This is a genomic window from Martinezella tropici (assembly GCF_008370325.1).
Classification (GTDB): domain Bacteria; phylum Pseudomonadota; class Alphaproteobacteria; order Rhizobiales; family Rhizobiaceae; genus Rhizobium; species Rhizobium tropici_B.
In genome coordinates this window covers 335,319-357,809 of sequence record NZ_VNIP01000011.1, presented here as the reverse complement: position 1 = coordinate 357,809, position 22,491 = coordinate 335,319, and the positions used below count along the sequence as shown (strand labels likewise).

The window sequence follows — 22,491 nt, the reverse complement described above, 5'->3', positions numbered from 1 at the left end:
CGACCTAAAATCTGAATCCGCTCTAGCATAAAAGAAGTAGAGCATGATGTTGTCCGAAATCCCCTAACACTTTTCGGCATCATGCTCTATCCGCTTGCTGTTGGGGAGAGCTGCATGACGACGACGCAAAGCGATTTGCTGCGGGATGTTCCGTCTGGGCGGTTGCGGCCTTTGAACCAGACCGAGACGAAGTCAGCGCTTGCCGATCTCAAGCAGATCGGCGGAGCAGAGCCTGCCGTCGCTGCCTTGCTCGCCGAAGAGAGCGCATTGCGGGATTTCATCGTCGCTGCGCTCACTCTGTCTCCTCATCTGCGCGAGATCGCCAATCTCGAACCGCCGCTCCTGGTGGCCGCCATCGAGAGGCCGCTATCGCCTCAGGTCGAAGCGCTTATGGGAGAGGCCCGCCGCGCTTGGCTGCCGGCTGAGGAGGCCAGCTCGTCACCTTCGGAATCCGAGGTGATGAGCCGCCTGCGCGTCATCAAGCGCCGTGCTGCCTTTCTGATCGCGCTCGCCGATCTCGCAGGCATTTATAATGGTAAGGCGACGACCCTTTGGCTGAGCAGGCTTGCCGAAGCTTCCATCTCGGCGGCGATCGACCATCTGCTGCTGTCGTCGCACGAAGCCGGCAAGATTTCGCTCCCCGATCCCGCATCGCCGAGCCAGAAATCGGGGCTGATCGTGCTCGGCATGGGCAAGCTCGGCGCCGAGGAGCTGAATTATTCTTCCGACATCGATCTGGTCGTCTTCTTCGACGAGACGGTAGGAATCGTGCCCGATCCGGATGACGCCATCGATATCTTCCCGCGGCTGATGCGGCGGCTGGTGCGCATCCTGCAGGAGCGCACGGCGGATGGATATGTGTTCCGCACCGATCTTCGCCTGCGTCCCGATCCCGGCTCGACGCCGCTGGCGATCCCTGTGGACGCGGCGATGATCTATTACGAGGGCAGGGGGCAGAACTGGGAGCGCGCGGCCTTCATCAAGGCCCGCCCGGTTGCCGGCGATATCGCCGCCGGCCAGGCCTTCATTCGCGATCTCGTGCCCTTCGTCTTCCGCAAATATCTGGACTATGCGGCGATATCAGACATTCATTCGATCAAGCGGCAGATCCATGTGCACAAGGGCCACGGGGCGATCGCCGTCAAGGGCCACAACGTCAAGCTTGGCCGCGGCGGCATTCGCGAGATCGAGTTCTTCGTGCAAACGCAGCAGCTCATTGCCGGCGGCCGCATGCCGGCATTGCGTTGCCGGTCAACCGAGCAAACGCTCGCCGAGTTGACCGAGGCGAAGTGGATCGACGCGGAAACCCGCGATGAGCTGACATCGGCCTACTGGTTCCTGCGCAATGTCGAACATCGCATCCAGATGGTGCGCGACGAGCAGACGCATCTGCTGCCGGAAACCGATGCCGAGCTCCGGCGCATCGTCTTCATGATGGGCTTTGCTGACCTAACGGCCTTCTCTGAGGCTCTGGTGACGACGCTGAAAACGGTCGAGCGGCGTTACGCGCGCCTGTTCGAGCAGGAAATGAAGTTGTCGTCCGGAACCGGCAATCTGGTTTTTACCGGCCAGGGCGACGATCCCGACACTCTGGAGACGCTGCGCAGTCTCGGCTTCGAAAGGCCGTCCGACATCGCCAATGTGATCCGCACCTGGCACTATGGCCGATATCGCGCGACCCAATCGGTGGAGGCGCGCGAGCGGCTGACGGAGCTGACGCCCGAGCTGTTGCGTGTCTTCGGCGAAAGCAAGCGTGCCGACGAGGCGCTGCTGCGCTTTGACAGCTTCATCTCCGGCCTGCCGGCGGGCATTCAGCTCTTCTCGCTGCTCGGCACCAATCAGGCGCTGCTTTCTCTCATCGTCAACATCATGTCCTCGGCGCCGCGTCTTGCAGAGATCATCGCGGCCAAGCCACATGTCTTCGACGGCATGCTGGACCCCGGCCTCATGGCCGAATTGCCGACACGCGATTATCTGGCGGAGCGCATCAGAAGCTTCCTGGCGCCTGCAAGACACTATGAGGACGTGCTGGACCGCCTGCGCATCTTCGCATCCGAACAGCGCTTCCTGATCGGCATCCGCCTGCTGACGGGCGCGATCGGCGGGCAGATGGCCGCCCGAGCCTTCACCTATCTTGCCGATCTGATCGTCGAGGCGGCGCTGGATGCCGTGATGAAGGAAATCCGCGGGGCGCATGGCGAATATCCTGGCGGTCGCATCGCTGTCGTCGGCATGGGCAAGCTCGGCAGTTTCGAGCTCACGGCCGGCTCCGACATCGATATTATCCTGCTCTATGACTATGACGACACGGCCGGTGAATCGACTGGGCCGAAGCCACTCGACGCCACGCGTTATTTCACGCGCATTACCCAGCGTCTGATTGCCGCTCTCTCGGCGCCGACCGCCGAAGGCATCCTCTACGAGGTGGACATGCGGCTGCGCCCTTCCGGAAACAAGGGACCCGTCGCCACGCGCATCAACTCCTTCGAGAAATATCAGCGCACGGAGGCCTGGACCTGGGAGCACATGGCGCTTTCGCGGGCGCGCTTGATCGGCGGGGATGAGGCGTTGGTGAATGACGCCGAGCGCATCATCGGCGAAGTTCTCTCGGCAAAGAGAGACACGGCCAAGATCGCTAGGGATGTTCGTGAGATGCGCGGCCTGATCGAGCAGGAAAAGCCGCCTGAAAACATCTGGGACCTGAAGCTGATCCCCGGCGGCCTGATCGATATCGAATTCACAGCGCAATATTTGCGGCTGATCGCACCCGAGCGTGGCGTCGGCATCGACGCGAACGGGCTCAGCACGGCGGAAGCGTTGAAACTGCTGGGCGCCAGCCTGATGGATCGCAATGATCTCGATGTCTGCCTGGAGGCCCTGCATCTCTATACGGAACTGTCGCAACTCATCCGGCTGTGCATCGACGGCTCGTTCGATCCGCAGAATGCGCCTTCGGGACTGATCGAGCTGGTCTGCCGCGCCGGCGACTGCCCGGACATCCGCACCTTGGAAGCGGAGCTGAAGCGGCTGTCGAAGGCGGTGCGGAAGATATTCCAGGCAACCGTTGGAAGCTGAAGCATGTCGCGCAAAAGTGCGCAGCGGTTTTGCGACAACGACATGCGCAAAATCAAGGACCTAAAGCGCGAGAAGCGAATCTGAAAGATCGCGACGCGCTTTAGCGCTGATCAGGGATACGGATCGCGATGACGGTGCCGATGCCTTCGCGGGAGCGGATGCGCATGCGGCCATGATGCAGCGCGGTCAGCGATCTGGAAATGGCGAGCCCAAGGCCTGAGCCTCCCTTGCTCTTCGCATATTGGCTCTGCACCTGTTCGAAGGGCTGGCCGATCTTGCTCAAGGCTGATTTCGGAATGCCGATGCCCGTGTCGGCGATGACAAGCATGACAGCATCCTCGACCTTGCGCGTGCGAACCGCGATACGGCCGCCGTCATTGGTGAATTTCACGGCGTTGGAGAGCAGGTTGAGCACGATCTGCTTCATCGCTCGGCGGTCGGCACTCAGCTTGATCTCCGAGGAAATGTTCTGCTCGACGAGAATGTTCTTCTGAGCGGCCGGGATGCGGGTGAAACGCAGGCACTCCTCGATGAGCGGCGCCAGATTGATCTGCTCGCAGGAGAGCTTCATATGCCCGGCTTCGATCTTCGACATATCGAGAATGTCGTTGATGACGTTGAGCAGATGCTTGCCGCTGTCGTGGATATCCTTGGCATATTCGTTGTAGCGGGCGGAGCCGAGCGGGCCGAACATCTGGTCGTGCAGGATCTCCGAGAAGCCGAGGATGGCGTTGAGCGGCGTGCGCAACTCATGCGACATATTGGCGAGGAACTCCGACTTGGCCCTGTTGGCCGCTTCGGCCCGCTCTTTTTCCGCAAGGTAGTTGGCATTGGCGGTCGAAAGCTCGGCCTTCTGCCGCTCCAGGATCTGCCTTGAGGCGGAGAGATCGTTGATCGTCGCCATCAGCCGGCGCTCGGACTCGCGAAGGCGCTCCTGATTGCGCTTCAGCTGCGTGATATCAGTGCCGACGGAGACGAGGCCGCCGTCGCGGGTACGGCGCTCGTTGATTTGCAGCCAGCGCTCGTCGGCCAGCTGCACTTCCGTCGTCTGCGAATGACTGATGCGGCCGGGATCGACGATGCGCCGCTCGATGACCGGCCGAACTGCCGCGGCATTGACGACGGCGCGCTCGGTGCCGGGCACCAGCACATTGTCGGGCAGGCCGTAAGCCTGCTGAAAATGCGCGTTGCACATGACGAGACGATCGTTCTTGTCCCACAGCACGAAGGCTTCGGAGGTGCATTCGATGGCATCGGCCAGCCGTTGGTCGGCTTCGGCATAGCGCTGCGCCAGCCGGTGCTGCTCGGTGACATCCATGGCGATGCCGATCATGTGCACGCGGCCCGAATTGGTGCGGATCACCTGGGCGCGGGCGCGCATCCAGACATAATGTCCCTTGGCATGGCGGATACGCAGGATCTGGTCCACCTGGCCGGCATTGCCGCGGGTGATGGAGCGGGCGAGCATGTGAAGGCTATTGTCGTCCGGGTGCATCAGCCGCGCCGCATCCGTGAAGGCGAGAGGCTTGTCGGCGGCCGGCATCCCGAGCATGTCGTACATCGAGCGCGACCAGAAGAACTTGCGGCTGGTGAAATCGAAATCCCAAAGGCCGCAGCGTCCGCGCGAAAGCGCTGTCTCGACCCGCAGGTTCGATTCGAGGAAGATTTCATCCGCGTCCCGGGCCCGCTTCACCTGGGTGTAATAGGCATAGAGAATGACGAGCAGGATGGAGGAGATGCCGGCAAAGAGCGTGACGTTCAGCGTCAGCTCGTCGCGCCAGAGTTTGTCGATCTGATCCATCGATGCGGCCGACAGGATGAAATCGCCCTTGTCGCCGATCAGGGAGATCGCCGCGTAATAGGGCTCGCCGCCGATCATGGTTTCGATCACGCCGGCATGGTCGCCGAAATTGCGGATGGCCGACACTTCCGGAAAGAAGTCGGAGATCAGCATGCCGATATAGCCGGAGCCGGCCGCCGACGAGCCGAACACGCGGCCGCTCGACTGCACGAGCAGCACGAATGCGCCGGTATCCAATCGATCCTGCGGCAAATAGGAGGCCAATTTTCGTTCTGCGCCGCTGCGGTCGCCGGCCTGGAACAGGCTGGCATCGTTCGAAAGGGCGGCGGATGCGGCGGCGATGGAAAGCGAAGTCGTACGGCGGGCAGACGCCGCCATCCGGCCATGTTCCGTGATCATTCCGAAGAAATGCGAGGCGGCAACGACCATCAGGAAGGAAACGATGAGAACCGGAATGACGCGCTTGAGAATATGTTCCGTCTGCGGGAAGCGGCGCGAGATCGTCTCCACACGCACTCCGGTTCGATCGGTAACGCCGCTATGCCAGGATTTCAGACCGTCGAAATTAACACGCAGCCGTCCTTCGGCCGCGGTTGCCCGCCGCACGTCCACCATCGCTTCAGCCTTGTCCCTCGTGTGATTCGCTGCACCGCTCGCCCGAATCTGCCTTAATGAATCATTCGTGATTCGGCTTGTCCAGAGGGTGCGGTAAAACTTTCTTAACCATCTGCGATTTCAGCATATTTCGCACACGCAGCGGTAAGTTGCGCGTATTCGGGACTCGCTGAAGCTGAAAAGGCCGACGCAAATCAGCTCTTGAAATCGGCACCCGGGGAGATCGCAGTCACTCCTTCAGAATGCGGTCCACGATGTCGCGTACGTCGGTCGAAAGGTTGTTCGAGCGTTCGATCCGCATCAGTGCCGAGCGGGCATGGTCGGCGCGCACCGGTTCCAGCAGCCGCCAGGAGCGCATCGACGTCAGGATGCGGGCTGCGAGCTGCGGGTTGCGCGGATCGATCTCAAGGATCTCGTCGGCCAGGAAATGGTATCCGGCGCCGTCTGCCCGACCGAAGCCGGTCGGGTTCGCGAAGACGAAGGTGCCGAGGACTGCGCGTACACGGTTCGGATTGGTGCGCTTGAACAGGGGCGTCTCCATCAGCAGCCGAATGCGCTCCAGCGCGCCCGCGCCAGGGATTGCGGCCTGAATGGCGAACCACTTGTCGATGACGAGCGCATTGTCTGCGAAGCGGTCGCGGAAATGCGCAAGCGCTGCCGCCGTCTCCGCCGTATCCGGGAAGCGCTGCGCCAGAATGGTCAGCGCGGCACTGAGATCGGTCATATTGTTCGCGGCATCATAGGCAGCTTTCGCTCTCGCCGGCGTCTCGTCCAGCTGCGACAGGTAGCCTAGCGCCGTGTTGCGCAAGGCGCGGCGGCCGGCGCTTGCAGCATTCGGCGAGAAGACGCCTGTCGTCTGCATGCCGTCATAAAGCGCGGTGAAGACCTGTTTTCCGGCCTCGGCCACCCGCTTGATGATCGTCTGGCGCGCGGCATGAATGGCATCCGGATCGTTATTGCCGCCAAGCTCCCGGCCAATATCGGCCTCGCTCGGCAGGGCAAGCGCCTGGGCACGAAATGCCGGCTCCAGGCTTTCGTCGGCCGCGGCTGCGAGCAGTGCGTCGGTGAAGGCCGAACCGCAGGTGATGTCGATGCCCTGACGTGCATCGCGCGCCGCCTGCAAGAGGTTGGGCAGGCCAAGATCGATCAGCGCTTGCCAGCGGGCGAAATGATCGGTCTCGTAGCGCGCGATCAGCGAGAGATCGCGGGTGCTCTGGCTGAATTGCAGGTTGATCGGTGTCGAGAAGCTGCGATTGAGCGACAGAACCGGCCGTGAGGGAATGCCGTGGAACGTCACCGTCTGCGTCTGCTTCGTCAGGTGCAGGACATCGTCGGTGAGCTCCGCGCCGATGACGGATGCAGGCGTGATGACGGTGCCGTTTTCGGCCAGCAAGCCCATGCGCAGCGGAATGTGCATCGGCTTCTTGGCGGTCTGGCCAGGCGTTGCCGGCACCATCTGCTCAAGCGACAAGGTGAACGTCTTGGCTTCGGCATCATAGGCGGCGGATGCGGTGACGAGGGGCGTGCCGGCTTGGTGGTACCAAAGCGAAAACTGCGTGAGATCGCGGCCGCTGACATCCTCGAAACATCTAACGAAATCCTCGATCGTGACGGCCTGACCATCATGCCGATCGAAATAGAGATCCATGCCCTGCTTGAAGAGATCGCGGCCGAGCAGGGTTGCGATCATGCGCGTGACTTCGCTGCCCTTCTCATAGACGGTCGTCGTATAGAAGTTGTTGATTTCACGATATTTTGTCGGGCGAACCGGATGGGCGAGCGGTCCGCTGTCTTCCGGAAACTGTTCCGATTTCAGATGCCGGACTTCGACGATGCGCTTGACGGGACGCGAGCGCTGGTCGGCGGAAAACTCGTGATCGCGATAGACGGTCAGGCCTTCCTTGAGGCAGAGCTGGAACCAGTCGCGGCAGGTGATGCGGTTGCCGGTCCAGTTATGGAAATATTCGTGGGCGATGATGGCTTCTATGTTGGCATAGTCGGCATCGGTTGCCGTCTCGGGATCGGCGAGCACGTACTTGTCGTTGAAGACGTTGAGCCCCTTGTTCTCCATCGCGCCCATGTTGAAGTCCGACACGGCGACGATCATGAAGATGTCGAGATCGTATTCGCGGCCGAATCGCTCTTCGTCCCACTTCATCGAGCGCTTCAGCGCATCCATGGCATAGGCAGCACGCGGCTCCTTGCCGTGCTCGACATAGATCTTCAGCGCCACTTCGCGGCCGGACAGGGTGGTGAACGTATCTTCGACGACGCCAAGGTCGCCGGCGACAAGCGCGAAGAGATAGCTCGGCTTCGGATGTGGATCGAACCAGGCGGCGAAATGCTTGCCTTCACTATAGCCAGCGCCGCCAAGGAAGTTGCCGTTCGACAGCAGCAGCGGATTGGCAGCCCTGTCGGCGATGATGTTGACCGTATAGGGGGCGAGAACATCAGGCCGATCCGGGAAATAGGTGATGCGGCGGAAGCCTTCGGCTTCGCACTGCGTGCAATAGATGCCGCCGGTGCGGTAGAGGCCCATCAGCTGCGTGTTGGCCTCGGGATTAATGACGGTCGTGATCGTCAGCTCGAAAGGCGTGCTCTCGGGCAGGCCGCGAACGGTCAAGCTTTCCGGCGTGGCGTCATATTGTTCGGTGGGAAGTTCGCTCTGGTCGAGCAGCAGCCCGGACAGAACCAGTTCGTCGCCATCGAGCACCAGCGGTGCCTTGGGATCGATGCCTTCGCGCCGATGGAAGATCAGCCGCGCTTCGACCTTGGTTTCGGTTGGATGCAGATCGAAGGTAAGGTCCACGCGTTCCAGAACGAAGTCGGTGGGACGGTAGTCTGCCAGATTGACGATCTGGCCGGTGTCTGTTCGCATGGTCTATCCTGATCAGGCTAAGCTATGGCGGGTGCGGTCCGAAGCCTCCCTCGGACTGAAGGTGTCGCATCATTACATCGAAATCTGAACCAAAGTTAAAGTCATGTCACGACATCGATATGTTTTGTTATGGCACAATAAGTATTCGCCCGGCAGCCTGTCTTCGTTTCAGGTTGAATGCAACACTTGAATGGACATCGGATCGATCAGGCGCCAATTTCCGCCTGCATTTGCAGCCTGATGTTACAGTTGCTACCATCGCGTTCAGATGGATCATCATGGCTTCACTACCGGCGAATACAGGGTGTTCGGGCGAGGAAACAATAATTTAAAGTAAATTATTTGTTTAACCTCTTGCGATATAAGGGCGGTTGCATAACTATAGCATGCTATTAGATGTCGGAATTATGATCGATTCCGGTGAATTCGTTCACAAAAATGAAACATCCCCTTTTGTCGCTGATTGAAATGGGCACCCCAAGGAGGCCCGATTGAGTTTTTCCATCGAGCAGCTTGCTCGTCATCCCAAATTCGTCGCGTCATTGCGCTTCCTTGCGGAGGCGTTGCGCAACCGTTACGACAATGGTCCGAGGATCGCGCGCATGCTCGCCTCGCATCAGCGCTGGCTTCTGACGCAGACGGCCTATGCGCTTCACCTTGAGCACGACACTGCCGTTCCCGGCTCGGGGCTGACCGTCGTCGCGCTCCGCGATCTCATCACGCGGTATCGTGTCGCCAGCCGCAATACGGTCTTGAGCTTCGTCGAAGAACTGCTGACCTATCGCTTCCTCGAACTGGCTCCCGGCCCCGTTCGCCGCCCGCGCCGTTATGTGCCGACGGAGATGAGCTTCACCGCAATGTTCGGTTGGTATCTCGCCAACCTGACCGCACTCGATCTGCTTGACGATGGCGCGCGGGCTGCGGCTCTTGCCGCCTCGCCGGCACTGATGGATCTTGCCCAGCCCCGCATGGCGCGCAATTGCCTGGAAATGGAAATCTGGCGTGAACCGCCCGAATGCATTGGCTTATTTCTTTGGACGGAAGCCGGCGGCCTTGTCGTCGATCACATCATGTCGAAACTGGATCTCGCCGAGGAGGGAGACAGGATCGACATCGGTCACGTCGATGCGCGGGCGCTGGCAGCCCACTTCATGATATCGCGAACCCATCTTCAGCGCCTGTTGCGTAAATCCGCCGAGCGCGGCGACATCGGCTGGCACGACGAGGTCAAGAAGACTCGTATGTGGGTGTCGCGCGATTTCCTGGATCAATATTGCGGATGGCAGGCCGTGAAATTGGCCGCGATCGATGAGGCTTTCGCCTGGGCGCGATCGATCGAGGGACGCTCCGCTCTCGCTGTTGAGGAGTAAAGGCCGGCGCAGGCTTGGCCATTAAGGCGCGGCCGATGGAGACGCGAATCCGCCCGTGAAATCTCAAAGAGGGATGCTTGCCGATGCCCGCGCGGCAGCTGTCTCGCGGCATTCCCCCTTGCGGAAGTTGCGCGCGCGCTCAAATTCCTCGGCAGCTCGCACCGCGGAGCCGATATGGCCGACCGAATCGAACAAGGCGATGAGGGAACGCAAACCGGAAGACATGATATAATTCCTGATAATCAAACGCTACGCTGCGGCGCCACTGGCGCCTGTGTTCAGCAGGTACGGAAATCCGCGAAGATTGCCGTCGGACGGCTGACGCGAGCAGAAACGCCAGTACCTCGAGCAATCATCTGCTCATTGGCAGCGATGCCGAGGTTGCGATGTCCATTTATCGCGCGCACGGGCTCGAGGGCGCGGCGAAGGGTATCAAACCCGCAGTGAATAGGGCGCAAACGTGCAGTCATGGCCTTGGTTCCTTTCGATTCCTCCCAAGACACAAGTCTATATTGCAACGCAACATTGATTCCGCAATGCACAACGCCGGAAGACTGCCATGCTTAAAATGCATGGCTAACGTCATTTTTCGTTAATCGTGGCGAAAATCAGCCTAATATTTCGGCGTCGATATAATGTTTGAAGGCCAGCAGGTCGCTCCAGGCCAAGCGCTTGTTGATCGGCGCGGTCAGCAGTTCCTGCGGATGGAGACTGGCGATTGCCGGCACCGCCCGGCCGAGAATGCTTAACTCGCGCCACTGTCCGCGCAATCCGTGGATGGTCTCGCCCCCTCCGAAGAAATATCGGGCGGTAAAATTGCCGAGCAGCAACAAGGCCTTCGGCTCGGCGAGCGCAATCTGCCGTTCTATGAACGGGCGACATATCTCGATTTCGGGTGCGGATGGCGCCCGGTTGCCGGGCGGCCGCCACGGAATGACGTTGGCGAGCAGAATCCCGTCGCGCTGCAGACCGATGGCGGCCAGCATCTTGTCCAGCAACAGGCCGGCGCGGCCGGAAAACGGCGCGCCTTCCCTGTCATCGTCGGCGCTCGGCATCGGGCCGATCACCATGATTCGGCCTTCCGCGGTACCGCTTGCAAAGATCGTCGAGCGTGCGCTGTTCTTGAGATTGCAGCCGTTGAAGGCTTCGATCGCGGTTTTCAATTCGCTGAGCGAGCGTGCGCTTTCGGCGGCGAATCGCGCCTGTTCCACGGCCTGCTCATCGGGAATGGCGGGCGCGGCGCGCGGCGGTGCTGCAGCAGGTGCGGTCGGCTTTGCAGCCTGGCGACGATCCGGTTGTGTCCGCGTCGCAGGTGCCGGAGTTTCAGCGCGGGGCTGCGCGGCGCGCCCGCCTTGCCGCGCGGCACGCATGGCCTCGAATTCGGCAAAGCGATCTACCGGCTGTTCTTCCAGCAGCCAATCGACACCGGCATCCGCATGAAAATGCAGAAGCGCGGCAAGTTCGGCCGGGGTGAGGTCGCTGGCGGAAATCATGGCTGAACTCTAGCCAAAGCAACGCGGGAACGAAAGAGCGGGGCGGGTGCTATGTCAGGCCGTCCACTGGGCGATATCGTCGCGCTCGCCGATCAGGGCAAGACCGTGGGCGATCGATAGCAGTTCGCCGCCTGTCTCGATCCGCTCCTGGCCGAAGCGTTCGGTGAAGATGCGCCGCACGGCCGGCACAAAGGAAGTGCCGCCGGTAAGAAACACCTTGTCGATCGCATCGGGCAATGTGTTCGTGGTCGTCAGAACGTCGTCCAGCGCACCCTCGATGCGGGCGAGGTCGTCGGCAATCCAGCTCTCGAAATCGGCCCTGCGAACATGCTTGCGGCCGGCCTTGCCGAGCGGCGGGAAGTTGAATTCGGCTTCTTCTTCGCTCGAAAGAGCCATCTTCGTCGCCGATACGGCCTGATAGAGCGGATAGCCCTCATCATGTTCGACGAGTTCGATGAAGGTCTCCAGCTTTTCCGGCTCCAGGCTGCTGCGCACGAGTGTCTTCAGGTCGGCGTATTCGCGTGAGGTTTTGAAGATCGAAAGCTGGTTCCAGCGGCCGAAGTTGGCATAGTAGGAGGTCGGCACCTCCAGCAGCTTGTCGAAGCTCTTGAAGAAGCTGCCTTTGCCGATCGCCGGCGAGACGATGTTGTCGATCATCCTGAAATCGAAATGATCGCCGGCGATGCCGACGCCCGAGTGGCCGATGGGAGTGGCCGTCAGCTTTCCGGCCTGGGTTTCGAAACGGATGAGCGAATAGTCGGTCGTACCGCCGCCGAAGTCCGCGACCAGCACCGTCGCATCCTTCTTCAGATGCTGAGCGAAGTAGAAGGCGGCTGCCACCGGTTCATAGACATAGTGAACTTCCGGAAAGCCGAAGCGCGTCAGCGCGGCATTGTAGCGCTGCGTGGCAAGAGCGGCGTCCGGATTGGCGCCGGCGAAATGCACAGGGCGCCCGGTGACGATGCGGGAAATGTCGTTCGGCCAGTTGTCTCCCGCATAGGCGCGCAGGCGACGCACGAATATCTCCATGAGGTCCTCGAAGCTGTGCCGTTTGCCGAAGATCAGCGTGCCCTGAAAGAGCGCGCTCGCCGCAAAGGTCTTGATCGACTGCAGGAAGCGACAGTCGCCGGGATTGTCGATGAATTGCCGGATGGCCGCATGCCCGGCTTCGACCTTCAATGCTGCTGCGCCGAGCCCTGAATCCTTCATGAAGGAAAGCGCTGTGCGCATGCTGTCGGCTGTGCCGGCCGCGCTATGGAAGGCGACCGATTGTGTCGCGGTTCCATCGGCCGTCGCCAGAACCGTGTTCGTCGTGCCGAAGTCGAAACCAAGCGCCCGAGCCATGCCCGCACTCCCTTCCGTCGAAATTGTCTGGATTGAGGCCGAGCCCCTTATGAGACGCAAGACGCGTCCCTGTCGCAAAGAGGGCGCGTCATGACATGGCTGGGTTCCGAGTTCAAGACCTGACGGCGGTTTTATTTTTACGTGCCGCACTATCCCTTGTGGGCGTTTCACAAGCGAAGCGCTTCAGGTCTCTCGCAAACAAAACAGGCGCCTTTCGGCGCCCGTTGCTGTCATTCGGCGGCGATAGCCGCTGGTGGTTGCTTGTGACGCGGATCCTTGTCCTTCCGCTTGCCAAGACGACCAAGGAAGTCGTTCAGGCGGTTCATCTCCAGGAAGATGACCGGCGTGATGAACAGCGTCAGAAGCTGCGAGACCACCAGGCCGCCAACGACAGCGATGCCGAGCGGTTGACGGAGCTCGGAGCTTGCACCGCCGCCGACCGCGATCGGCAGGGCGCCGAGCAGGGCGCAGAAGGTGGTCATCATGATCGGGCGGAAACGACGGACGCAGGCTTCATGGATCGCTTCCGATGGCGACATGCCAGTACTCGAGCGCAGCGTTTCCAGAGCAACGTCGATCATCATGATCGCATTTTTCTTGACGATACCGATCAGCATCAGCAAGCCGATCAGCGCGATGATCGACAGGTCGAAGCCGAAGACCTTCAAGGCAAGCAGGGCGCCGAGAGCGGCAGCCGGCAGACCGGAGAGAATGGTCAGCGGATGGATGAAGCTCTCGTAGAGAACGCCGAGGACCACATAGATCGTCAGGACAGCGGCAAGGATCAGATAAGGCGTGCTGCCCTGCGACTGCTGGAAGATCTGGGCGGTGCCGCCATAGGAGGTGAAGACATCAGCCGGTACGTTCAGATCCTTCTTGATCTGCTCGATCTGCGCCGTGGCATCGCCGAGCGCTTCGCCGGCCGGCAGGTTGAAGGATACAGTGGTCGAGACGAGCTGGCCCGTCTGGTTGATTGTGACGGGGCCTGTCGTGCGCTCGACATGGGCGAAGTTCGACAGCGGAACGAGCGCGCCGCTCGCAGAGGCGATCTGGATTTCCTGAAGCTTCTGGTCGTCCCAGGGCTTGCTCGTGTCGAATTCGACGATGACGTCGTAGCTGTCGCCGGTCGACTGGATCTGCGCGGTGGCGAAACCGCCGAAACCTTCTTCGAGCGACGTGCGCAACTGATTGTTGTTGATCCCGTATTGCGCTGCCTTTTCGGTATCGACGACGATATTGGCCTGCAGGGCGTTGTTTTGCTCATCCGAGGCGACATCGGTGAAGCGCGGATCGCGGCGCATCGCGTCGAGCATCTTGTTGGCCCAGAGGTTCGTCTGGTCGGCGCTCAGCGCCTGGACGACGAGCTGATACTGGCTGGCCGTCTGGCGACCGCCGAAGCGCAGGCTCTGCTGCGGTGTGATGTAGGCCTTCAGGCCGGCGATCTTGCTGATGCTGGCGCGCAGCTCCCGCAGGGTCTTGTCCAGCGGCTCGCGTTGGTCCTTCGCCTTCAACTCGACATACATGGTGCCGTTGTTCAGCGGCTGGCGCGCATTGCCGCCGACGATGGACATGACGTGGGCAACGGCCGGGTTCTGTTTCACAAGCGCGGCGGCCTGGTTCTGCAGGTCCTGCATCGCCGGATAGGAGATATCCTGCCGAGCCTGCGTGGAGATCGTCAGGCGGCCGATATCTTCCGTCGGAAAGAAGCTCGCGGGCAGGACCATGAAGAGGTAGGCCGAAAGCGCCACCGAGCCGAGGAAGCTCAGGAGCACCGTGCCGCGATGGCGCAGGCACCAGGCAACGCCTCGGTCGTAGCCGCGCTGGGTCCAGTCGAAGCCCATATTGAAGAGGCGCACCGGGTAGGGCGGCTCGCCCTGACCCGCCGACAGGCGTGAGCTGAGCATCGGCGTGACGGTCAGCGAAACGACGGCCGACGACACGATGGCGATGGCAACGACCATGCCGAATTCGTTGAAGATGCGGCCGACCACGCCGCCCATCAAGAGGATCGGGATAAACACCGCGATCAGCGAGATCGACATCGAGATGATGGTATAGCTGACCTCAGCCGACCCCTTCAGCGCCGCCTCGAGCACCGGCATGCCTTCTTCGACATGACGCAATATATTCTCGAGCATGACGATCGCGTCGTCCACCACGAGACCGACCGCAAGCGTCAGGCCTAGCAGCGAGATGTTGTCGATACTGTATCCCAGCACATACATCATGCCGAATGTCGCGATCAGCGACAGCGGCACGGCAAGGCCTGGGATGATCGTTGCCGTGACGTGACCGGTAAAGAGATAGATCACCAGCACGACAAGGCCGATCGTCAGCATCAGCGTGAATTTGACGTCGGAAATCGCATCGCGGATCGGCTGCGCCGCGTCGTTCATGACGGTCGTCTTCACCGATGCCGGTATTTCCGCATGCAATTGCGGCAGCTTGGCATTGATGGCATCGACCACGTCGACCGTATTGGCATCCGGCTGGCGCTGGATGGCGAGAATGATCGCGCGCTTGCCGTCATACCAGGAGCCGGTATTGGTGTTCTCCACGCTGTCCTGCACGTCTGCGACGTCGCTCAGATGGATCGGTGCGCCATTCGGGTTCGCGATGACAAGCGAGCGGAATTGGGCGGCATTGGTGCGCTGGGTATCGGAATTGATGGTCATGCTCTGCGAATTGTTCTGCAGAGTGCCGACCGGAACCTGGCTGTTGGCGTTGACAAGCGCATTGTTGACGGTGTCGATGCCGATGTTGCGGTTCTGCAGCTTGGCGGGATCGACTTCGACGCGCACGGCATAAGTCTGGGCACCGAAAACAGTCACTTCCGCCACGCCTGGCAGGGTGGAAAGCGAGGGCGAGATGATATCTTCGGCGATCTCGTCGAGCTTGCTGCGCGGCATCGTATCGCTCTGCACGGCCAGCAGCATGATTGGCGCATCCGCGGGATTGGTCTTGCGGTAGCTTGGCGGCACGGTCAGATTATCAGGCAATTGGCGGGTTGCGTGCGAGATTGCGGCCTGAACGTCGGCGGCCGCGGCATCGATATCGCGGTTAAGGTCGAATTGCAGCACGATGCTGGTGTTGCCGAGCGAGTTGCTCGACGAGATTTCGCTGATGCCGGGGATCGTCTCGAACTGTTTGATCAGCGGCGTCGAAACCGATGTCGCCATGGTCTGCGGCGAAGCGCCATTCAACTGTGCGGTGACGTTGATGGTCGGGAAATCGACTTGCGGCAGGGCGGCCACAGGAACAAGCTGATATCCCGCCAGGCCAGCCATGACCACACCTAGGGCCAGTAGCGTCGTCGCCACCGGCCGCCGGATACAGAAGGCGGGAATCATTGCTGTGCTCCGACGGAAATCGTTTCGGTTTTCTGGCCTGACTGATCGTCAGCCGAGGCGACTTTCTGCGGCGTGCCATCGCTGAACTGCTCGACGACGCTCTGGCCGTCGTTCAGCTGCACCTGTCCTTCGGTAACGACATGATCGCCTTCCGAGAGGCCCTTGGCGACGGCTGTAAATGCGCCGTTCCGTCGTGCGACGGTGACCGGCGTCAGATGCACCTCATTGTCCTTGACGACATAGGCAAAAAAGCCGTCCGGACCGGGACTGATCGAAACCGTGGGCGCGACGACGACCGGCTGGTTGTCATTGAAGTGCACGACGATATTGACCGACTGGCCGGGCCAGATGGCGCCGTTCGCATTGTCGAACTTCGCCTTGGCGAGAATGGTGCCGGAAGCGGCATCGACCTGGTTGTCATAGAAGCTCATGACGCCCTGGCGCGTCTTGCCTTCGGCCGATCGCGGCACGGTGCTGACCGGTACGGTGCCGGCCTTCATGGCTTCTTCGAGTTCGCGAAGATGGCTTTCCTGCAGATGGAACTTCACGTAGATCGGGTCATATTGCGCGATAGAAACAATCGCGGTCCCGGCGCTGACATAGGCGCCGACGCTGAGTTGCACATCGCCGAGGCGGCCGTCATACGGCGCCCGGATTTCGGTATGCTCCAGAAGCACCTGGTCGGATGCGAGCTGCGCCTTGTCGCCGTTGACTGTCGCGACCGCTGTGTCGCGCGCCGCAACTGCCTGATCGACCGTCTGCTGCGTGCCAGCATTGTTGAGCAGGTTCTTGGCGCGGGTAAGCGCTGCTTCCGCCTCGACAAGCGTAGCCTGATCCTTGGCGAGGTTTGCCTGATCCTTGTCGACCGAGGCTTGCGCGGTGCGCGGATCCAGCTTCGCAATCAGGTCGCCGGCCTTGACCATGGCGCCATCCTGCGCCTCGATCTCGGTGATCAGGCCTGCTTCCTGCGCGGCGACGGTGGTGGTGTCCTGCGCGTCAGCCCAGCCGGTGGCCGTTACGTCGTTCGGCAGCGATCTTTTCGTTACGGCAACGGTCTTGACGGCGGTGGGAGCGGCTTCGCGCTTGTGACCGCCTGCTTGCGCCGCCTTGCTGGCGTCTTTGGTTTCTGCGGATGCTTGGTCGACAAATGCGGAAAGGAAAGGAATACGATCGCGATAGCCCCATGCAACAAGGGCTGCGACGACAAGAAGGCCGAGGGGAAGCCAGAATTTTTTCATATTAAAGAACCGGTCGAGGCGAGTTGCAGGAAGCGCGATGACGTTGAAGTGTATTTATTGCGCCGCACAACAAAGACGAGCTTCGCCGCAATCCATCACATCGCTGTTACCGCTAACGTTCGGTAATTCTGTCCCTATAACGTGAATTGGTGAACGCTGATCAAGCGCAATTTACCACAGTTCGGCAGGACGAAAAATTAAAGCTTGGAAAGCTTTGGGATTGCTTCTGTTTGTGCAGTGCAGCAAAAAGTCAAATGGCTACTTTTTGATTGCCGTTATGTAATAATTGGACGGCTGCGCGGCGGGATACAGTATTTATAGTGGAGAAGCAGGTCGCAAACCTCATGGCAGGCGCCATCATCGCTCACGCAAATGTGTTGTCGGGGCCAGTTTAATCAAGCCCCTTCTTCGTTGGTGGTTGGGACTTCAAAGGGAGCGCGCAGCTCCTCCGTCGCAACGGACCAGCGTTCCCGTGACGTAGCTTGCCGGTTCGCTGCAGAGGAAGGCGGCCGTCGCAGCGAATTCCTCGACACGGCCATAGCGGCCGACGGGAATGCGCTGTTGGCGCTCGGCGCTGACGTCTTCCAGGCTCCGGCCCCCACGTTTGGCCGCGGCAGTGTCAAGCTCGGCCAATCGATCGGTGGCGATACTGCCAGGCAGAAGCATGTTCACCGTGATGCCATGCGCCGCCACTTCGCTCGCCAGCGTCTTGCTCCATCCGGCCAGCGCTGGGCGCAGTGTGTTGGAGAGCGCGAGGTTGGGAATGGGTTCGATGACGCCGGAGGAGGCGACCGTGAGAATACGCCCCCAGCCTTGCGCCTTCATATCAGGCAGGAGGGCGTTGGTCAGTGTGATGATCCGCGACACCATGGAGATGAAATAGGTCTCCAGCCGGTCGGCGGTCATATCCTCGGTCGTTCCGGGCGTCGGGCCGCCGCTATTGTTGACGAGAATGTCGATGCCGCCGAGCTTCTCGGTCGCAGCCTTGGTGACGACATCAACGAAGTTCTCGTCGTTGAGGTCGGCCCAGATCCAGTCGGCGCGGCCCTTGCTTTCGGCATTGATGGCCTTGCAATTGCTGTCAAGCCTTTCGCCGCTGCGGCCGCAGAGCAGAACGTTCACGCCTTCGCGGGCCAGCGCCACGGCGATCCCGTGGCCGAGCCCCTTGGATGAGGCAAGCACCAGCGCGCGCTTTCCGCCGATACGAAGATCCATCTTGATCACCCTTCATACTATCTGCAATTTCCGATCGGCTCTTATAGAGCGCCATCAGGCGATTATGGAAGTCAGGCTCCAGGGGATGGCAAAAATACCTCCAGAATATTGACGTTAACGTAAGGGTAATTTACCTTGTTTCTCGCGATGGACGAATTGGAGGATTGCCTGTCGCTTCCCGGCTCGACAATCCTCTCCCGTTTTGACAAGAGATAAACGAAACGGGGAAGACGCCCAAGGGGATAAGGCTGTGATCCGATATCATCGGACGCCGCCAAGCGGAGAAGATGAATGACTGACGCGAGCGAGCTGCCGGAACGCGAGAGCATGGAATTCGACGTTGTGATTGTCGGCGCAGGCCCTGCGGGTCTGTCGGCTGCGATCCGTCTGAAGCAGATCAACCCGGATCTGACTGTCGTCGTGCTCGAGAAGGGAGCCGAGGTCGGCGCCCATATCCTGTCTGGCGCCGTCGTCGATCCGATCGGCATCGACCGCCTGCTACCGGGTTGGCGCGAAGAGGAGGGGCATCCCTTCAAGACCGAGGTGAAGGACGACCACTTTCTGTTCCTGGGTCCCGCCGGCTCCGTCCGCCTGCCGAATTTCATGATGCCGCCGCTGATGAGCAATCACGGCAACTATATCGTCTCGCTCGGTAACGTCTGTCGATGGCTGGCCGAAAAGGCCGAAGCCCTCGGCGTCGAAATCTATCCCGGCTTTGCCGCGACCGAAGTGCTCTATAATGACGAGGGCGCCGTCATCGGTGTTGCCACCGGCGATATGGGCATCGAGAAGAATGGCGAGCCTGGCCCGAACTACACGCGCGGCATGGCGCTCTTAGGCAAATATGTGTTGATCGGCGAAGGCGTGCGCGGCTCGCTCGCCAAGCAGCTCATTGCCAAGTTCGATCTGTCGCGGAACAGCGATGTGCCGAAGTTCGGCATCGGCATCAAGGAACTCTGGGAAGTCAAGCCGGAGAACCACAAAAAGGGCCTTGTGCAGCACTCCTTCGGCTGGCCGCTCGGTATGAAGACGGGCGGCGGCTCGTTCCTCTATCATCTGGAAGAAAATCTCGTCGCCGTCGGCTTCGTCGTGCACCTGAACTACAAGAACCCCTATCTTTATCCTTTCGAGGAATTCCAGCGCTTCAAGACGCACCCGGCGATCCGCGGCACCTTCGAGGGCGGCAAGCGCATCTCCTATGGCGCCCGCGCCATCACCGAGGGCGGCTACCAGTCGGTGCCGAAGCTGACCTTCCCGGGCGGCGCCCTGATCGGCTGCTCGGCCGGCTTCGTCAACGTTCCCCGCATCAAGGGCAGCCACAATGCGGTGCTGTCGGGCATGCTGGCGGCAGACAGGATCGCCGAGGCGATTGCGGCCGGCCGCGGCAACGACGAAGTGATCGAGATCGAGAACGAATGGCGCGCTTCCGACATCGGCAAGGACCTGAAGCGCGTCAGGAACGTCAAGCCGCTCTGGTCGAGGTTCGGCACGGCGGTCGGCGTAGCGCTTGGCGGTCTCGACATGTGGACGAACCAGCTCCTCGGCTTCTCCTTCTTCGGCACGCTGAAGCACGGCAAGACGGATGCGCAGAGCCTGGAGCCGGCCTCCAAGCACCAGAAGATCGACTATCCGAAGCCGGATGGCGTCTTGACCTTCGACCGTCTTTCCTCGGTGTTCCTGTCGAACACCAATCACGAGGAAGATCAGCCGGTGCATCTGCAGGTCAGGGATATGGCGCTGCAGGTGTCGTCGGAGCACGATATCTATGCCGGCCCCTCCACGCGCTACTGTCCGGCCGGCGTCTATGAATGGGTGGAGAAGGACGGCAAGGAAACCTTTGTCATCAACGCCCAGAACTGCGTCCACTGCAAGACCTGCGACATCAAGGACCCGAACCAGAACATCAACTGGGTGCCGCCGCAGGGCGGCGAGGGGCCGGTCTATCCGAATATGTGAGATGCGATGACGGAGATCGAACAAGGCGCCTGGACGATCCGTTCGGCCAGGGCCGATGAGCTGCATTTGCTTGCTGATATCGAGATGGATGCCTTTTGGGCTCTGCACGAGGCGGGTGCGGTCGCCTGCGAGCCGACGTCGCTGCCTCTCGAGATCCTGCAACAATCCCTGTCGGAGCAATTGCTGTTCGTCGCCGTCGACGGCATGGATCAACCGTTCGGCTTCATGGCCGGCCTTCTCAAGGATTGCTCCGTTTACATCGCCGAGATCGATGTCATCAGGCACTGGCAGAAGAAGGGCGTCGGGCGGCGCCTGATCGAAGCAGCCATTGCTGCGGCGAGGGCACAAGGAGCGGCAGGCGTCACTCTAACGACGGACCGCGAGGTGGTTTTCAACGCGCCTTTTTACGCCTCAATCGGATTTCGCATTCTCGATGATGAGGAAAGGCCGGTCGTTCTCACGCAGATCCTGGAAAATGAAATTGCCCACGGTGCTGATCCGGCCAGACGCGTGGCAATGGCGCTTTGCTTTTGATCCAGTCCCGTAAATTGCGTGGGAACAAATAGAAAGAGCGGTCCAGTGTTTCGCTGGACCGCTCCCTATCTCCCGCAAGATGCGATTTAATGCTGGACTGCTTTCCGAGCGAGCAGGCCAGTGGAGAGAGCAACGCCTGCTCCGGTGACGATTGCGGCTGCAATGCCGGCCATTCCGATTTCCTCGCCGAGCAGGAAGCCGCCGCCTATAGTGGCGAGAACCGGCGTGATCGCGGTGAAGGCTGCAGCCTGTGTGCCCCCGAGAGCTTGGACGGCGAGGCCATAGGCCAGCGTGGCGGCAAGGCCGGACAGCAGGCCCTGGCTGACGATCTGCAGGCCGATTTCCGGCAGCGGCACCGAGGTCAGCGAGCTGCCGAAGATGGCGGCTAGACCGACATGGATCAGGAACGACCAAGCGGCGATGATGGCGCTCGATTGCACGGCATTCAGCCCGGAGCGGCGGAAGGCGTGGGTGTAGCTTGCCCAAAGCACTGCGGAAAGCGGCAGCAGCGTGAAGCCATCCCAGGAGATCTGTACGCCATAGAGGCTGCGGGCAAGTAGGATCACGACGCCCGCGACGATGCCGCCAAGACCGAGCCAGCGGGTGATATCAAGCCGCTCGCGAAAGATCAGCACGCCGATCAGGGCGGTCGCCAGCGGCATGGAGCCGCCGAGCAAAATGCCGGCCGAGGAGGCGGGCGTGAATTGAATGGCAAGCGTGGTCAGCTGGAAGAAGAGGGCGCCAGAGCCGCAGACCATCAACGCCAGCAGCTTCAGCGGCACGCCCTTCGGCAGCAGGCCGGTCCGCCACCAGACCGGGGCCAGCACCAGCGCCGGCACACCATAGCGCAGCAGACCAAGGTCGATCGTGCTCATTTCGGTCTCGGCCGTATGACGCGTGGCTAAGATCCAGTTTGCCCAGATCAAAACGGTGACGACGGCGCCGGCATAGCCGACCATGGTGGGTGTTGCCTTGCGGGTGGAGAGAGACAAAGCGGTCATCGACATATCCTTTCCAACGATCCGGTTATCTTTCGAATGAGGAAAAGATAGCGCCGAAGGCCGAGGCATGTCCTTGCTAGTTATGGCTCAAAAGTCATGCTATGAGCAATGATCTGCCAATATCGGCAATCGAGATTGCGAGATATGCTAAAACTGGATAAATTCGATATTGCGATCCTCAACTGCCTGCAGGAGGATGCGCGGGCGACCAATGTCGAGATCGCCGAGCGCGTAAACCTCTCTCCATCGCCCTGCCTGCGGCGCATTCGCAATCTGGAAAAATCAGGGCTCTTGCGCGGCTACCGCGCCGATATCGACCGCAAGGAAGCCGGTTTGGGCTTGACGGTTTTCGTGGAACTCAAGGTCGGTCATCATTCGAAGGAAAATTCCGAAGCGCAGCAGGCAGCACTGCTCGCCATTCCGGAAATCATCGCTTGCCATCTGATTTCGGGAACGGCCGATTTCCTGGCGGAAGTCGTTGTGGAAGATCTTGCCGCCTACGAAAAGGTAATGTCGGAAAAGCTTCTGGTCCTTCCAGGCGTGGTCGACCTGCGCTCGAATTTCGCAATCCGAACCATCAAGACCAATGGCGTGCTGAAATTGCCTGTGCCGGATTAAAAA

Annotated in this window: 15 protein-coding genes; 5 read left to right on the top strand and 10 right to left on the bottom strand. The window is 60.6% G+C overall.

The genetic code is table 11. The features are described from left to right. The first annotated feature begins 114 nt into the window (after positions 1-114). Positions 115-3,075: a bifunctional [glutamine synthetase] adenylyltransferase/[glutamine synthetase]-adenylyl-L-tyrosine phosphorylase gene (locus tag FP026_RS22585; RefSeq protein WP_149636822.1), complete on the top strand. Its 2,961-nt coding sequence runs from the start codon at positions 115-117 to the stop codon at positions 3,073-3,075. 100 nt (positions 3,076-3,175) lie between these two features. On the opposite strand, the gene FP026_RS22580 is transcribed toward FP026_RS22585, so the two are convergent. Both FP026_RS22580 and pepN read right to left on the bottom strand, forming a co-directional pair. Beyond that, entirely contained in the window at positions 3,176-5,491 is a 2,316-nt protein-coding gene (locus FP026_RS22580) for a PAS domain-containing sensor histidine kinase (protein ID WP_149636821.1), read from the bottom strand. Between the two features lie 229 nt (positions 5,492-5,720). Next, positions 5,721-8,369: an aminopeptidase N gene (gene pepN, locus FP026_RS22575; RefSeq protein ID WP_149636820.1), complete on the bottom strand. Its 2,649-nt coding sequence runs from the start codon at positions 8,367-8,369 to the stop codon at positions 5,721-5,723. Positions 8,370-8,860: 491 nt separating this feature from the next. On the opposite strand from pepN, the gene FP026_RS22570 reads away from it, so the two are divergent. Further along, positions 8,861-9,739, top strand: a complete 879-nt coding sequence (locus tag FP026_RS22570; RefSeq protein ID WP_149636819.1) for a hypothetical protein — start codon at positions 8,861-8,863, stop codon at positions 9,737-9,739. 63 nt (positions 9,740-9,802) lie between these two features. Here FP026_RS22570 and FP026_RS30310 read toward each other — a convergent pair whose 3' ends face one another. The 7 genes from FP026_RS30310 to FP026_RS22540 form a co-directional block, all read right to left on the bottom strand. Beyond that, entirely contained in the window at positions 9,803-9,964 is a 162-nt protein-coding gene (locus tag FP026_RS30310) for a hypothetical protein (protein WP_188112657.1), read from the bottom strand. Between the two features lie 53 nt (positions 9,965-10,017). Continuing rightward, positions 10,018-10,209 carry a hypothetical protein gene (locus FP026_RS22565; protein ID WP_149636818.1) on the bottom strand — a complete coding sequence of 64 codons (192 nt, stop codon included), beginning with the start codon at positions 10,207-10,209 and terminating at the stop codon, positions 10,018-10,020. A gap of 138 nt (positions 10,210-10,347) precedes the next feature. Continuing rightward, entirely contained in the window at positions 10,348-11,232 is an 885-nt protein-coding gene (locus tag FP026_RS22560) for a uracil-DNA glycosylase (RefSeq protein WP_149636817.1), read from the bottom strand. 54 nt (positions 11,233-11,286) lie between these two features. Further along, positions 11,287-12,576 carry an Hsp70 family protein gene (locus FP026_RS22555; protein WP_149636816.1) on the bottom strand — a complete coding sequence of 430 codons (1,290 nt, stop codon included), beginning with the start codon at positions 12,574-12,576 and terminating at the stop codon, positions 11,287-11,289. A 230-nt stretch (positions 12,577-12,806) separates the two neighbouring features. Then, a complete protein-coding gene (locus tag FP026_RS22550; RefSeq protein ID WP_149636815.1) occupies positions 12,807-15,926 on the bottom strand; it encodes an efflux RND transporter permease subunit in 3,120 nt (1,039 codons plus the stop codon). Continuing rightward, complete coding sequence (locus FP026_RS22545) at positions 15,923-17,164, bottom strand: efflux RND transporter periplasmic adaptor subunit (RefSeq protein WP_149636814.1); 1,242 nt, start codon at positions 17,162-17,164, stop codon at positions 15,923-15,925. Before FP026_RS22545 ends, FP026_RS22550 begins: the two co-directional genes overlap by 4 nt. Before the next feature lie 426 nt (positions 17,165-17,590). Next, a complete protein-coding gene (locus FP026_RS22540; RefSeq protein ID WP_149636813.1) occupies positions 17,591-18,379 on the bottom strand; it encodes an SDR family oxidoreductase in 789 nt (262 codons plus the stop codon). Positions 18,380-18,670: 291 nt separating this feature from the next. On the opposite strand from FP026_RS22540, the gene FP026_RS22535 reads away from it, so the two are divergent. After that, positions 18,671-20,335 carry an electron transfer flavoprotein-ubiquinone oxidoreductase gene (locus FP026_RS22535; RefSeq protein ID WP_149636812.1) on the top strand — a complete coding sequence of 555 codons (1,665 nt, stop codon included), beginning with the start codon at positions 18,671-18,673 and terminating at the stop codon, positions 20,333-20,335. Between the two features lie 6 nt (positions 20,336-20,341). Further along, positions 20,342-20,869 (top strand): GNAT family N-acetyltransferase, encoded by a 528-nt coding sequence (locus FP026_RS22530; RefSeq protein WP_149636811.1) that lies wholly within the window; start codon positions 20,342-20,344, stop codon positions 20,867-20,869. An 86-nt stretch (positions 20,870-20,955) separates the two neighbouring features. Here the strand turns inward: FP026_RS22530 and FP026_RS22525 are convergent, their stop codons facing one another. Then, positions 20,956-21,870 carry a DMT family transporter gene (locus FP026_RS22525; RefSeq protein ID WP_149636810.1) on the bottom strand — a complete coding sequence of 305 codons (915 nt, stop codon included), beginning with the start codon at positions 21,868-21,870 and terminating at the stop codon, positions 20,956-20,958. 144 nt (positions 21,871-22,014) lie between these two features. Between FP026_RS22525 and FP026_RS22520 the strand changes: the two genes are divergently transcribed. Next, positions 22,015-22,488: an Lrp/AsnC family transcriptional regulator gene (locus tag FP026_RS22520; RefSeq protein ID WP_149636809.1), complete on the top strand. Its 474-nt coding sequence runs from the start codon at positions 22,015-22,017 to the stop codon at positions 22,486-22,488. Positions 22,489-22,491 lie beyond the last annotated feature (3 nt).

Bases quoted from the DNA above. Each gene is read 5' to 3' on its own strand.
- FP026_RS22555 (WP_149636816.1), bottom strand. From the start codon at position 12,576: ATGGCTCGGGCGCTTGGTTTCGACTTCGGCACGACGAACACGGTTCTG.
- FP026_RS22580 (WP_149636821.1), bottom strand. From the start codon at position 5,491: ATGGTGGACGTGCGGCGGGCAACCGCGGCCGAAGGACGGCTGCGTGTT.
- FP026_RS22535 (WP_149636812.1), top strand. From the start codon at position 18,671: ATGACTGACGCGAGCGAGCTGCCGGAACGCGAGAGCATGGAATTCGAC.
- FP026_RS30310 (WP_188112657.1), bottom strand. From the start codon at position 9,964: ATGTCTTCCGGTTTGCGTTCCCTCATCGCCTTGTTCGATTCGGTCGGC.
- FP026_RS22545 (WP_149636814.1), bottom strand. From the start codon at position 17,164: ATGAAAAAATTCTGGCTTCCCCTCGGCCTTCTTGTCGTCGCAGCCCTT.
- FP026_RS22565 (WP_149636818.1), bottom strand. From the start codon at position 10,209: ATGACTGCACGTTTGCGCCCTATTCACTGCGGGTTTGATACCCTTCGC.
- FP026_RS22550 (WP_149636815.1), bottom strand. From the start codon at position 15,926: ATGATTCCCGCCTTCTGTATCCGGCGGCCGGTGGCGACGACGCTACTG.
- FP026_RS22530 (WP_149636811.1), top strand. From the start codon at position 20,342: ATGACGGAGATCGAACAAGGCGCCTGGACGATCCGTTCGGCCAGGGCC.
- pepN (WP_149636820.1), bottom strand. From the start codon at position 8,369: ATGCGAACAGACACCGGCCAGATCGTCAATCTGGCAGACTACCGTCCC.
- FP026_RS22520 (WP_149636809.1), top strand. From the start codon at position 22,015: ATGCTAAAACTGGATAAATTCGATATTGCGATCCTCAACTGCCTGCAG.
- FP026_RS22560 (WP_149636817.1), bottom strand. From the start codon at position 11,232: ATGATTTCCGCCAGCGACCTCACCCCGGCCGAACTTGCCGCGCTTCTG.
- FP026_RS22525 (WP_149636810.1), bottom strand. From the start codon at position 21,870: ATGACCGCTTTGTCTCTCTCCACCCGCAAGGCAACACCCACCATGGTC.
- FP026_RS22540 (WP_149636813.1), bottom strand. From the start codon at position 18,379: ATGGATCTTCGTATCGGCGGAAAGCGCGCGCTGGTGCTTGCCTCATCC.
- FP026_RS22585 (WP_149636822.1), top strand. From the start codon at position 115: ATGACGACGACGCAAAGCGATTTGCTGCGGGATGTTCCGTCTGGGCGG.